Origin of the sequence: Staphylococcus sp. GDX8P80P (assembly GCF_017893095.1) — a bacterium.
Classification (GTDB): Bacteria; Bacillota; Bacilli; order Staphylococcales; family Staphylococcaceae; genus Staphylococcus; species Staphylococcus borealis.
The window spans coordinates 1-12,301 of sequence record NZ_JAESMI010000020.1 but is presented as its reverse complement, the minus strand read 5'-3'; the positions used below and the strand labels follow the sequence as shown (position 1 = coordinate 12,301).

Annotated in this window: 14 protein-coding genes; 7 read left to right on the top strand and 7 right to left on the bottom strand. The window is 33.5% G+C overall.

Annotation, left to right across the window (positions count from 1 at the left end; all coding sequences use genetic code 11):
• Positions 1-257: 257 nt before the first annotated feature.
• The 4 genes from KA858_RS02690 to KA858_RS02675 form a co-directional block, all read right to left on the bottom strand.
• Entirely contained in the window at positions 258-959 is a 702-nt protein-coding gene (locus KA858_RS02690) for an aggregation-promoting factor C-terminal-like domain-containing protein (RefSeq protein ID WP_053028866.1), read from the bottom strand.
• Positions 960-1,395: 436 nt separating this feature from the next.
• Positions 1,396-2,823, bottom strand: coding sequence for a phosphate--AMP phosphotransferase (locus KA858_RS02685; protein WP_210134949.1), 1,428 nt, complete (start codon positions 2,821-2,823; stop codon positions 1,396-1,398).
• A 141-nt stretch (positions 2,824-2,964) separates the two neighbouring features.
• Positions 2,965-4,023, bottom strand: a complete 1,059-nt coding sequence (locus KA858_RS02680; protein WP_210134948.1) for a PTS sugar transporter subunit IIC — start codon at positions 4,021-4,023, stop codon at positions 2,965-2,967.
• 309 nt (positions 4,024-4,332) lie between these two features.
• Positions 4,333-4,872, bottom strand: a complete 540-nt coding sequence (locus KA858_RS02675) for a M23 family metallopeptidase (RefSeq protein ID WP_210134950.1) — start codon at positions 4,870-4,872, stop codon at positions 4,333-4,335.
• A gap of 336 nt (positions 4,873-5,208) precedes the next feature.
• Between KA858_RS02675 and KA858_RS02670 the strand changes: the two genes are divergently transcribed.
• From KA858_RS02670 to KA858_RS02650, 5 genes are all read left to right on the top strand, one after another.
• Complete coding sequence (locus tag KA858_RS02670) at positions 5,209-5,775, top strand: TetR/AcrR family transcriptional regulator (protein ID WP_210134947.1); 567 nt, start codon at positions 5,209-5,211, stop codon at positions 5,773-5,775.
• 207 nt (positions 5,776-5,982) lie between these two features.
• Positions 5,983-6,927, top strand: a complete 945-nt coding sequence (locus tag KA858_RS02665) for an LLM class oxidoreductase (protein WP_210134946.1) — start codon at positions 5,983-5,985, stop codon at positions 6,925-6,927.
• 12 nt (positions 6,928-6,939) lie between these two features.
• Complete coding sequence (locus tag KA858_RS02660) at positions 6,940-7,176, top strand: DUF896 domain-containing protein (protein WP_210134945.1); 237 nt, start codon at positions 6,940-6,942, stop codon at positions 7,174-7,176.
• 549 nt (positions 7,177-7,725) lie between these two features.
• Entirely contained in the window at positions 7,726-8,151 is a 426-nt protein-coding gene (locus KA858_RS02655) for an NUDIX hydrolase (protein WP_210134944.1), read from the top strand.
• Positions 8,144-8,935, top strand: coding sequence for a DMT family transporter (locus tag KA858_RS02650; RefSeq protein ID WP_245342017.1), 792 nt, complete (start codon positions 8,144-8,146; stop codon positions 8,933-8,935). The genes KA858_RS02655 and KA858_RS02650 overlap by 8 nt, the downstream gene beginning before the upstream one ends.
• Positions 8,936-9,105: 170 nt before the next feature.
• On the opposite strand, the gene KA858_RS02645 is transcribed toward KA858_RS02650, so the two are convergent.
• From KA858_RS02645 to KA858_RS02635, 3 genes are read right to left on the bottom strand one after another with little or no spacing between them, the layout of a single operon-like run.
• Positions 9,106-9,483, bottom strand: coding sequence for a VOC family protein (locus KA858_RS02645; RefSeq protein ID WP_107629154.1), 378 nt, complete (start codon positions 9,481-9,483; stop codon positions 9,106-9,108).
• Between the two features lie 26 nt (positions 9,484-9,509).
• A complete protein-coding gene (locus KA858_RS02640; protein WP_210134943.1) occupies positions 9,510-10,328 on the bottom strand; it encodes an NmrA/HSCARG family protein in 819 nt (272 codons plus the stop codon).
• A gap of 12 nt (positions 10,329-10,340) precedes the next feature.
• Positions 10,341-10,640 carry a DUF2316 family protein gene (locus KA858_RS02635; RefSeq protein WP_107629156.1) on the bottom strand — a complete coding sequence of 100 codons (300 nt, stop codon included), beginning with the start codon at positions 10,638-10,640 and terminating at the stop codon, positions 10,341-10,343.
• 123 nt (positions 10,641-10,763) lie between these two features.
• On the opposite strand from KA858_RS02635, the gene KA858_RS02630 reads away from it, so the two are divergent.
• Together KA858_RS02630 and KA858_RS02625 are read left to right on the top strand one after the other, a co-directional pair.
• On the top strand, positions 10,764-11,321 hold the full coding sequence (locus KA858_RS02630; protein ID WP_210134942.1) for a TetR/AcrR family transcriptional regulator: 558 nt from the start codon (positions 10,764-10,766) through the stop codon (positions 11,319-11,321).
• Positions 11,321-12,025 carry an SDR family NAD(P)-dependent oxidoreductase gene (locus tag KA858_RS02625; protein WP_210134941.1) on the top strand — a complete coding sequence of 235 codons (705 nt, stop codon included), beginning with the start codon at positions 11,321-11,323 and terminating at the stop codon, positions 12,023-12,025. The genes KA858_RS02630 and KA858_RS02625 overlap by 1 nt, the downstream gene beginning before the upstream one ends.
• Positions 12,026-12,301 lie beyond the last annotated feature (276 nt).

Sequence of the window (12,301 nt, the reverse complement as noted above, 5' to 3'; positions counted from 1 at the left end):
AATAACAGTATGTCCCGGACTCCAGAAAAGGTTTCACCGATATCTAAAAAATGCATCTCTACGTGCTAGAATATATATTGGTCAGCAACCCAATTATTCTAGCACGTAGAGATGTATTTTTTTAGATAACGGTGAAACCTTTTCTGAACCATACGCATAGCGTATGGTTTTCTCTATACAACAAAAAAAGAGGCCGACCATCATGTCGACCTCTTTCCTCGATAACTCGATGTGCTATCCAGTTATCTGAGTAAATCCTACCACCAACCGTTGTTATTACGGAATGCAATTGCTGCATCTAATGAACCGTAACGGCTGTTAGCGTAGTTAATCATACCTTTAGTTTGTTGTGCTACTGAACCAGTACCCCATGATTCCATAGTTTGACCTAAACCTCTGTAACCAGCTGGGTTAACTGCGTTAGGGTTACCACCTGATTCTGGCATTACAATAGCGTTCCAAGCAGCTTCAGTACCACCGTTAGCTAAGAATTGAGCTTTAACTGATCCACCAGTTGAAGCTGATGAAGCTGAGTATGAAGTAGTTGTTGGTGCAGAAACTGTTCTAACACTAGTGTTGCTTGATTGTTGGTTTGAGCTTACTGATTGAGATGACGCTTCGTTGCTGTAAGAAGCTGAGTAATCAGTTGATTGAGCAGCTGGAGCAGCTTGTGTAGTTGCTACTGTGTCAGCACCACCAACGTAAGTGTAATTCCAAGACCAAGATTGACCATCAGAAGTGAAGTTATATTTGAAACCATCTTTAACGAATGAGATGTTGTATGCGCCAGCTTGTACTGGGTGCGCATTTAATTCAGATGGGTTGTTTTGAGCTAAGTTAGCTAATTGTGCATAATTAGTAGTTGATTCAGATGCATGTGCACTGTTATCTGTAGTTAATGCATAACCTGTTACTCCTAAAGCTACTGCTAATGACGACGCGATTACTGTTTTTTTCATAATAAAAAATTCCTCCAAAAAAAATTAGTTTATATTTTCGTTATGTTATATTCTTTAGTTATTGTGTTTTGCTCTGTGTTTAACTTTTGACAATAAGTACTATATCATAAAAAAACGCCAGTAGTATTACGCTTTTCTTACAAAAAATTACAATAGACACCTTGTTTTGTAACATTGAAATATAAGTATTTCGCTTTGTAACAATTATTTTTGAACAAATGGTTTAAAATTTCATTATGAAATAAGGATTTACAATACTTTTTTAAGAAATTTACAACTGTTTTACATTATCTGTAATATTACAAATTGCCGTTTTGTTACAATACCGTAATATTTCTAACAACTCCGAACGATTCAATTTATCTATATAACTTTAAAAAAACCAAGAAACGCTATGATTTTCTACCGTTTCTTGGTTCCTATTATTTAATCATATTCATTCATAATCTTTAACGCCCCATAATACTTTTTCACATTTACGAATAATATATTTCATAATTTCTATTCTTGATGTTTTCTTATGGTCGGCGGGTACAACTAACCACGGTGCATAGGTTGTATGTGTTTTTTTAACCATGTCATGACTTGCTTCGACGTATAAATCCCATTTTTCACGATTACGCCAATCTTCATCCGTGATTTTCCATTGTTTATCGACGTTATTTTGACGATCTTTAAAACGCTTCAACTGTTCGTCTTTATCTAATGTAAGGAAGAATTTTAAGATGATTGCACCTTCATCTGTCCACATCTTTTCAAATGCATTAATTTCCTCATAAGCACGTTGCCATTCATTCATTGTTGCAAATCCTTCAATACGCTCAACTAATACACGGCCATACCAACTTCTATCAAATAACTCGATGTGTCCGCTTCGCGGCATATCTTTTGCAAAGCGCCATAAATAATGATGTTTTAATTCAACGTCAGTAGGTGCGCTAATGCCATTGACTTCATAACCAGTTGGATCAAGCTTTTCTCTAATACGTTTGATATTACCACCTTTGCCGGCTGCATCCATACCTTCAAACACAAGAATGAGTGGGATTTTTCGCTCATATAATGCGAATTGTATTTCTCGCATGCGTTTTTGTAATTCACTAATCAATGATTTGTATGCTTCTTTGGATACTTTATCTACTTCGATATCAAACATATTGGTACTAAAGTGCTCAGTAAAGTCACCATCACGTTCATTATCTTGCGCATGATGTTTGGCAATGGCTTGTTCTAAACGTTGTATAATGTGTTCATACATTTTTTCGATTGCTGATTGTCGTTCTGTATAATCAATAATCTGCCATTGTTGATCTTGTTTAATAAATTGATGCATATCCTCTAAATATGTTTCTGTTGATAAGACACTGCCATATTCTTGAACTTTCCAACGCATTAATGGATTTTCTTTCGTTTGCTTAATATGTTCTTGTCTTTTATCTTCATTAATTTCAATAAAGAATTTAATGATTTCATAATTATCTTTGATTAACATATCTTCAAAAGACGCAATTTGTTCTTTTAAGACATCATAGTTTTTGTATCTATCATGCTTAATTTCATTCTCTCGATAATCTAAATAATGAGAGTACCAGCTTCTAAAGTAAACATTGATATCACCCTTTTTAGGCAATGTATTCCAATATTTTTGTAAGAATTGATATCTTAAATCATCCTTTTGAGGTGATTGTGTTGCAATAAAATGTGTATATTTCGCATCAAAGTTAAGTAATAATTCATTTGATAAGCGTGTTTTTCCAGAGGCAGGGACACCTTCAAATATAATCATAATTGGAATACCCAAATCATGTGTTTGTCTTGTAAGTTCTGCTGTCTTTAGTGCTAGTTTTTCGATTTTATTAGCCATTAACCATTCACCCTTTTTGTAACGTATCATTTCATTTTTATTGTAACACGATTTATTTCTATTTTTTCTCAATATTTATAAATAAAAAGAATTGATAAAATGCGATATTCAACACTTTATCAATTCCTATTTAATAGGACGTTAACCCATAAATTTATATATGTCGTTGGTATATAGACGTAATACTTTTCGGAAAATCATATCTAAAACAAATGCAGTTACTAATGGCACAACAAAGAATCCTAAAATAATGAGTAAGACACTCACCAAGGCAGAATCAATATGTAAAAATTTAAAAGCACTAATTGGACCAATCATGCCAATGAAACCAAATCCTGCCGATTCTTTCGTTCCCGCAATACCAATCAAACTTCCTGCAATTCCTGATATACCAGCAGTTATAAGGATTGGTAACATGATGATTGGATATTTAACCATATTAGGCATCATCATTTTCACACCACCAAAGAATATAGAAATCGGTACTGCAACTCGATTCACTTTGCTAGTACCGATAAGCAATACTGCTTCAGTAGCTGAAATACCAATAGAAGCTGAACCTGCTGCAAGACCTGTAATTCCTATTGCAATAGCTATCGCAACTGTTGATAACGGTGAAATAATAATAAAACTGAAGACCATAGAAATAAGCATACACATTAATACAGGTTGTAATTCTGTGAAGCTATTAACCATATTACCAATGCCAGTTGTAATCATGTGTACATATGGCAAAATGAATACGCCAATTGTAGCTGACAATCCACCTACAATCGTTGGATATACAATGAGCGCCATACTGCCGACACGTTTTTCAATTAATAAGATGAATAATACAGCAATCGTTGCTGTTATCATCGTATTAATCAAGTCTCCGATACCAGCAATCACCCATGCGCCATGTTTAAATTGTGCGGCTCCACTACCTACATAAGAGGCACAAGCAACCACTGCAATGGCTAATGGTGTCATGTCAAATTTCAACGCAATGAGTGCGCCGATTAAAGCTGGTACTGTAAATTGCATTGCTTGTACAACATGTAACAATGTCCCAAAAAATGGATGATGATGCATTAACGCTTTAAAGATTTCTCCCAAAATGGCATTGGGTACTAAGCCCACCACGATACCTATGGCTACGCCCGATAGCACTCTAAATGTAAAATCTTTAACGCCTATTTCTCTAAGTGTTGATGTCATGTAAAAAACCTCCTGTTGTCTGTTCTGCACACTTATTAAATTGATCAACCTACTTATGAGTTATTGCTATGATGTTTCAACATCTCCTCATGGCAATCACGTATATAAGTAATGATAGATTTTACTATATCATAAATTCTAAATTTTCAGAATATTATTTTTGTTTTTTTCTCTAAAAAGTAACATTTAATGATTATCCTTATATCCAAACATTTACCCTTTGTGATATGGCAGGCAATGTTGAAACTAAAAAAACCTGAAACACGACGTAGGCTTCAGATTTTTATACCATCAATTTCGTTTGACGTATTAAATATTAAATAAACTTTCTTCTTCTTCGGGCAGTTGCTCAATAAAAGGTTGTGGGTCTTCAGCATAATCATTGCCTATACCACCTTTCATTCTTTGAAAGTGTAAATGTGACCCTGTTGTCTGTTCACCTGTATTACCTGATAAAGCAATGACATCTCCAGCCGCTACTTTTTGACCTTGAGTTACTTTAAAATCATTTAAATGCATATACCACTGATGGTATTGTCCGTTTGATTCTGAGATTTGTAAGACCTTCCCACCTAATTCATCTTCAAATAATTTGGTGACAACGCCATCTGTTGCTGCTAGCACTTCAGTATCTTCAGGTAAATCATAATCGTTACCATAATGTCGGTCATTGCCTTCAAATTCTAATCCATGATTATAAGTGCCATAACCATGTGTCAAACGTCCATCACTATTCCAATCACCAAATTGATTATCATCATTTAAAGACATTTGAGATGGCTGAATATCTATTTCACGAATTAAATAAGTTACGGATACACCGATACCTACACATATCAGTATGGTCATAACTATTTTGATAAATTGTTTCAAACATCGCTCTCCTTTTTAATTCATTATTATTCTGTATATTATCAAACATCACGACAAGAAAGTGTATACTTTGCTTATAATCAGACTAATTGACTAGATAATGAACAAAATTGACTATTATAATAGTAGAAACTCGTCTCATAATTAATTTTAACCATCATTAATTTAAAAATTTTATTAGGAAATTGAAGTTTGACTACTCTATTGTCTAGGTTGATGGTTACATATCATTGCAAGCGTGAACTTTGACAACCCTCTCTTTTCGACAGATAATTTAATGTAAGTAATAAGTCAATAAGGGAGGTGCCTATAATGACTACGACTAAGGTAGACCCGCGTATTATTAGAACAAAGAAACTACTGGTAGACGCGTTTCAAGAGGTTTCCCGAGAGAAAAAGATGTCACAAATAACAGTTAAAGATATTACTGAACGTGCTACAGTCAACCGTGCTACTTTCTACGCACATTTTACAGATAAATATGATATTCTCGATTACACTTTATCTGAAACGATTCTGAAAGATCTAAATGACACGTTAGCTATTTCTGATATGATTAATGAAGCCGTCATTACTAATCTATTTATATCTATTGCCAATTATATGGTTGAAGTACAAGATTCATGCAAGATGAATAGTGAAACGTTCTGTAACCAAGCCCATCAACGTATCAATAATGAATTAGAGGATATTTTTACCATTATGCTTCGCAATAGCTATCCTGAACAGGATATTGACGTACTTGTTAACAGTGCGAGTTTTCTAGCTTCAGGATTATGTGGTCTCGCCCGACATTGGCTCAATACAAGTTCACTTTCAGCTGAAGCTTTTATAGATAAAAATTTACCTTTCTTAATTCATCATATAACACACTTATAATTCAACTTCTGAGGCATAGCCTTGGAAGTTTTTTTATGGAAAAAGCTAATCTAATCAACACATACTGAGCATTGTTGTCTAAACAACATGTTTCATAAGCATGTATGTTGCATGTTAATCAAATAGGGCGTATATTACATTTATACAACAAGTGTTAGTTAAGTAATACATGTTGTTTTAATATTCATTGCGTTAGGAGGGAAAGACATGTCAGATATCGATGAACATAAGGGATTTAAACGAACGTTCAAAAATAATAAATTGACGTTGGGTTTATCCATACCATTTGATAATAAACAACAAAATAATATAGATTTTGATGAACAAGTGAGATACACTCAAAAGGCAGAGTCTTTGGGGTTTGCAAGTTTATTTGTGAGAGATAATCCACTGTACAGTCCTCATTTAGGCAAGGTTACAACGAATTATGATCCGTTCGTCTTTTTAACCTATCTGAGTGCCTTTACCTCAAAGATTGCACTAGGTACGGGTAGTACCGTAGCAACCTTACGACATCCCATTCACCTTGCTAAATCAGCAGCCTCACTTGATCTCATTTCCAATCAACGTTTATTACTCGGTATGGCTACCGGCGATCGTTCTTTCGAATTCCCTGCATTTAAAGTAGATGAAAGTGAATTAACAGAACGTTATCAAACAACCATTCAATCATTAAGAGCACTTTGGCAATCACATTCTCCCAACATTTCAAATTCAATTTTTGAATTATATGAGGATTCAGGGTTACAAGCATTGCCTAAGTATCATACAATTCCTATGTTTGGTACAGGCTACTCAAGACAGTCTATGTCCTGGTTACAACAACATATGGATGGTTGGCTATTTTACGCCCAACCTTTTCAAGATCAAAAGAAATTAGTTGAAGCTTGGCACAGTGGTACCGACCGTTTCAAACCGTTTATGAATATCTTAATGATTAATTTATCCCGAAATCCAAATGAAACCGTTAAACCGATCAAAGGTGGTTTCCGTACTGGACGTAAAAATTTATTACAAATATTAAAAGCTTATGAATCAATTAATACAAATCATATTATCTTAAGATTTACCAATGATGATCGTGATATCGAAGAACTCATAGAAGAAGTTGGAACGTATATTGTACCCCACTTCCCAGCACATACAAATTAGGAGGAATAAATAATGAGAGAATTACTAAATAGAATTAATCAATTAGCAAATAAAGAAAAAGTTGAAAGTTTGAGCGTTGAAGAAAAACAAGAACAACATCAATTAAGACAAGAATATTTAGGTATGATTAGAGGTCAAGTACTTCATACTTTCTCTACTATGAAAGTTTTAGACCCACTTGGTCAAGACGTTACACCTGATAAAGTGTATGACTTAAGAGAAGAATACGGTAATATTGAAGAAAATTAAAAGCATATTATCAAGACTTAGGCTGTCCTTAAAGGTTTCGACTTTAAGAACAGTCTTTTTTTTCTGTGCATAGTTCTTGTAGGAAAATTTTAAACTTGGAATATTATAGAGACGTTCTTAGATAGATATTCACTCGTTTAAGTTGTTTCGCTTTCCTGTGGGAAAGGCTCGTGCCTGTAGTCACTCGACACTTTCTTTTCCACTAGGAGTCTACACAACTACACTTCGTCATCTATCTTAGAACTATTTACGTAAGTGTGTGAGCACTTACGTTCATCAATCGTTCTAACTCCCTCAGGCGTCGCTCAACTACGTTTCATTATCTCTCGAATAACTACTTATTTAACTCGTTTACTTTCACATATTGCTAGTATATTTACATAAATATGTCTATATATAGAGCGAATTGTCACAACTCTTTATTTTAGAGAAGTTTCATTCTCAATGAAAAAGGATTATAATTAATTTTATTATTATATAAATATAAAATAATATTTCTTTATTGATTAGTGTGAGTTATAGATTACTTTATAAAGGAGGTTCAAGAAAATGAACATAGACCAAATCAATCTTCAATTTAATGAGACAGATACAAAATATGATTCTGTTTTAATTGTTTTAACCTATCAAGGACATCTTGTTTTTGTTAAAAATAAAAAAAGAGCATGGGAATTAACAGGAGGTAAGGTAAACCATAATGAAACGATGAATGAGACAGCTATCAGAGAAGCTTATGAAGAGTCTGGCGCTGTCATCACTGAAAATGATATAGACTATTTAGGTTACTATATACTACCAAGTGGCCATACCACTACAATTACAAAAGCTGAAGTAAGCTATTTTAAAGATATACCGAAATATTCAGAAACTACTGAAAGAATACTTACGAAAGAACCATTAGACAAAAATTTATTATCATTTCAAGATGGATTATATGAAGAAATTTTTAAATATTTAGGAGCATACCATGAATAAGGTTAAAAAAGGGTATTTATTTAATATTATTTCCGTAGCAATCATGTCTTTAACCCCAATATTAAACAAACTTTCACTCACTGATTTATCACCTATTCAAGCAAGTTTTTTTAATGCTTTGTTTTCAACTTTAATATTATTAATCACTGTATTATTCGATAAAAGTAAAATAAAAATCTATCATAACAAATCTATATGGCTCTTAGGTATTACTAATACAATAGGTATTTTACTCCAATATGTAAGTTTAAGTTTGTTAGATCCAGTTAGTGTTGGATTATTAGGAAGATTTTATATTATATTTGCGTTGTTTCTTTCAGTTCTCTTTCTAAATGAAACGTTGTGCAAACACGATACCCTTCCTATAATTTTTGCTGTTATAGGTTCATTCTTGATTACTCATTTTTCAGGTGATTTTAACAGTATATTAGGTGTGATTGCCGCCCTATCTTATACATTCTTTTTTGCGCTAACGAATATGTTAGCTAAAAAGACCGTTAAAGACATTGATTCTAAAACCATCTTACTATACAATCAGGCGACTTCTACTTTGTTGCTAGGTATCATATTAATTGTGACTAATCATTTACATACCATACATATAGGCATAGGTTTGTTCTCTATTTTACTTTCTGCTTTGTGCAGTGGTGTAATAGGACTTTTATTATTTTATGAAGGTTTGAAATACATTTCGTTTCGTGAAGCGAATATTATAAGAACTCTCAATCCTATATTTGTGTTTATATTTTCTTTTCCGTTTTTTCCCTTTACCATTAACACCTAAATTCATAACCGGTGCGATTTTGATCATTATTTCTATCATTTATATGAATCTATATAAAGATAAAAAAACGTCTTCATGATCACTTTTTCATTAAAAATGCGCCCCAACATTAGATCTCATTCTAACTTTGGGGCGTATATTAATTAGCGTATTTTATAAAATTAATTGAACTAACAAACTAAGAAATTATATTTATGTCCATCTGGGTCTGCAAAAGTTGCACCGTAATATCCTTGATAAGTCCCAGGCTCATCAATCACTTTACCGCCTAGCACTTCCACTTTATGCATTAACTCATCCACTTCATCAGTCGTTTTTATACCTAAAGATATGATGACTTCATTAGGTTGTTTTGAAACTGATTCATGCGTCACTTTTTCAAAATGGTTATTTTCAATTAAAATCACAATCGTTTGTCCGATTTTAATACCAACCATTTTGTCTAGCATATCTGGATTTTTATTGATTTCAAAGCCCAAATTTTTGTAAAATTGCTCGCTACGTTCTAAATCTTCGACATGTAAATTAAACCACATTGACTGAATCATACTCTTCCCCCTCATTTTCTAAAAAATTAAAAATTTACTTCACTAATCCATTGTTCTAACGTTAAACGACCGGGATTAATCTCATCCATTTGATTAAAATCAATCACATACCCTTTTTCTTCAAGCCAACCACGTTCAGCAGTGCCACTTGAAAATGACCCTTTAATTTCTGTAGGTTTTCCTGTTACCGTAGCAAATGTTTTCACAACGTCTTTGAGCGTAAGTTCATCAGAAGCAATTTCAATGGCTTGGTGTTTATATTTGTCAGTATTCGCAAACACATTGGCTGCAATTTTAGCAATATCGATTGAAGAAATCATCGCAAATTTAACATCTCTATCGATAAATTCAGGGATTACAATTTCGCCATTCTCTACTTTAGTAATTCTTAAGAAATTATCCATGAAAAATGACGGTTTAATAATCGTGTAGTTTAACGCGCTTGCTTTAAGCTCATTCTCAATCTCAGCAAGTGCTTCAAAGTGAGGACCTGTACGATCACGATTGACGCCACCTGCAGTGCTGTAAACAATATATTCAATACCTTGTTGTTCCGCCGTTTGTATAATCATCTTACCTTGACGTAATTCCTCTTCTACATTGTCTACAATAATAGGTTGAACACTATAAACACTATATTGACCTTCCATAGCCTTTGTTAAGCTATCTTGATGACTTAAATCGCCTTCAAATATCTCTAAATGGTCATTATCGATTGAAGTCAATGTTTCATTATGTTGATTACGTGTAAAAGCACGAACATGCCAACCATCTTCTAATAATTGTTTTACCACAGCATTACCTTGTTTTCCTGTAGCACCAATAACTAATATACTTTTACTCATTATTTATCTCTCCTATTGTAAAAACCAATAATCTTCTTTTTCACCTTTTAAATACGTATAATCTTCAGGTTGATCCCCGTTTTGTCTAATGTTGTCATTGATTAAATCACGAACATCCCACACTAAGTGTATAAATGTTTGCAATTTATTGCCAAAGAAACCATTTGGGGCATCCATGTCTAATACCCTTTCCACTTCTTCAATAGAAATATTCATTTCTTGAGCAATATTTTCAATACTTAATGTTGATTCATAGAAATGTGCTTTCAACTCTTCACTCGTCACGTGTCTTTGATGTTTATTTAATGACATATTTACCCCTCTTTTCAAAAAATAAATTAATTAACCCTTTATATTTGTATTCATCATTAACAAGATTTATAATAAACGGACAGTTATCCGTTTGTCAGCAAAATCTATTTAAGAGGTGATATGATGCGTAAGGATGCATTAAAGAATCGACAACGTATTGAAGACAAAGCACTAGAATTATTTAATTCCGAAGGCGTTGATAATGTAAGTATGAACAGAATTTCTAAGGAATTGAATATTGGTATGGGTACTCTATATCGACATTTCAAAGACAAAAGTGACCTATGCTATCGCATTATCGAACATGACTTCGACGACATTATGACGCAAATGCTAGAAATCAAATCACACTATGCGTCTAAAACTGATATCATGACCCATTCGCTTGATATATTTTTAAAATTTAAAACGGATAATAGTGATTTATTACATTGTATTGAAGGTAAAGATAATGCCCAGTTGTTCCGTGAAAGTGACTTCTTCAAACATTTGAATCAATATTACTTTGATTTATTTAATGATTATACAGACGAATCTTGGGCAATATTTAAAACAGATATGCTATTAAAATCTTTAACAACTGAGACCTTTGAATTTCAAAAAAACGAACGACAACTTTCTAATGAAACATTTAGAAATCATTTAATCAAACTATATTTGCCTAATGAGGTGACAAAATAATGGAAAGAATCACGTTAATCACTGGTGGTAACAAAGGATTAGGCTTTGAAACTGCTAAAGAAATAAAAGAACAAGGTCATAAAGTCTACATTGGCTCTCGAGACGCTGATCGTGGACGCAAAGCTGCTGACGAACTCGGTGTCGAATTTGTTCAATTGGATGTCACTGATGATACTTCAGTCCAAAATGCTTTTAAAACAATTCAAGAACAAGAAGGACGTTTAGACGTATTAGTCAATAATGCTGGTATCTCAGGTGGATTTAAAAGACCTGCAGATTTAACCGTAGAAGATGTTCAAAATGTCTATAATACAAATGTCTTTGGCATTGTCAGAATGATGAACACCTTCATACCACTTCTTGAACAATCTGAACAACCAGTGGTAGTCAATGTAAGTAGCGGTTTAGGTTCATTTGGTATGGTAACTAATCCAGATACACAAGAATCTAAAGTGAATTCATTAGCTTACTGTTCATCTAAGTCAGCGGTAACGATGTTGACCGTTCAATATGCGAAAGGATTACCGCATATGCAAATCAATGCTGCTGATCCTGGTTCAACCAACACGGATTTAGTTGGAGACTTCAGTAACAATTCTAAACCAGCATCAGAAGGTGTTATCCCTATTGTTAAACTTGCAACTATTGATAAAGATGGCCCTACAGGTACCTTTATTGATGGTAACGGCACTATGCCTTGGTAATTTTGAATAATTATTTAAATTTTAGGAGCAGTTTGGGACATAAATAATATAATAATGCTATTTAGCAAATTCGCAGTAGCTGACTGAACTGAGAAGGCGCTTAAATCAAGCTTTTCTCAGTTCTAGTCATCCTTGCGGGCGGGGCCCCAGCAAAGAGAATTTCATCAAGAAATTCTACAAGCAAAGCAAGCTGGGAGTGGACAACGAATTTAAAAGAATTCTGTCTCGGTCCCATTAGGGTTGGAGGACATTATGTTGTAGTAGATATTCAAAAAG

What these genes read in the sequence shown, in the direction of transcription:
- KA858_RS02690 (WP_053028866.1), bottom strand. Translation starts at nt 959, where the DNA reads ATGAAAAAAACAGTAATCGCGTCGTCATTAGCAGTAGCTTTAGGAGTA.
- KA858_RS02685 (WP_210134949.1), bottom strand. Translation starts at nt 2,823, where the DNA reads ATGGCTAATAAAATCGAAAAACTAGCACTAAAGACAGCAGAACTTACA.
- KA858_RS02680 (WP_210134948.1), bottom strand. Translation starts at nt 4,023, where the DNA reads ATGACATCAACACTTAGAGAAATAGGCGTTAAAGATTTTACATTTAGA.
- KA858_RS02675 (WP_210134950.1), bottom strand. Translation starts at nt 4,872, where the DNA reads ATGACCATACTGATATGTGTAGGTATCGGTGTATCCGTAACTTATTTA.
- KA858_RS02670 (WP_210134947.1), top strand. Translation starts at nt 5,209, where the DNA reads ATGACTACGACTAAGGTAGACCCGCGTATTATTAGAACAAAGAAACTA.
- KA858_RS02665 (WP_210134946.1), top strand. Translation starts at nt 5,983, where the DNA reads ATGTCAGATATCGATGAACATAAGGGATTTAAACGAACGTTCAAAAAT.
- KA858_RS02660 (WP_210134945.1), top strand. Translation starts at nt 6,940, where the DNA reads ATGAGAGAATTACTAAATAGAATTAATCAATTAGCAAATAAAGAAAAA.
- KA858_RS02655 (WP_210134944.1), top strand. Translation starts at nt 7,726, where the DNA reads ATGAACATAGACCAAATCAATCTTCAATTTAATGAGACAGATACAAAA.
- KA858_RS02650 (WP_245342017.1), top strand. Translation starts at nt 8,144, where the DNA reads ATGAATAAGGTTAAAAAAGGGTATTTATTTAATATTATTTCCGTAGCA.
- KA858_RS02645 (WP_107629154.1), bottom strand. Translation starts at nt 9,483, where the DNA reads ATGATTCAGTCAATGTGGTTTAATTTACATGTCGAAGATTTAGAACGT.
- KA858_RS02640 (WP_210134943.1), bottom strand. Translation starts at nt 10,328, where the DNA reads ATGAGTAAAAGTATATTAGTTATTGGTGCTACAGGAAAACAAGGTAAT.
- KA858_RS02635 (WP_107629156.1), bottom strand. Translation starts at nt 10,640, where the DNA reads ATGTCATTAAATAAACATCAAAGACACGTGACGAGTGAAGAGTTGAAA.
- KA858_RS02630 (WP_210134942.1), top strand. Translation starts at nt 10,764, where the DNA reads ATGCGTAAGGATGCATTAAAGAATCGACAACGTATTGAAGACAAAGCA.
- KA858_RS02625 (WP_210134941.1), top strand. Translation starts at nt 11,321, where the DNA reads ATGGAAAGAATCACGTTAATCACTGGTGGTAACAAAGGATTAGGCTTT.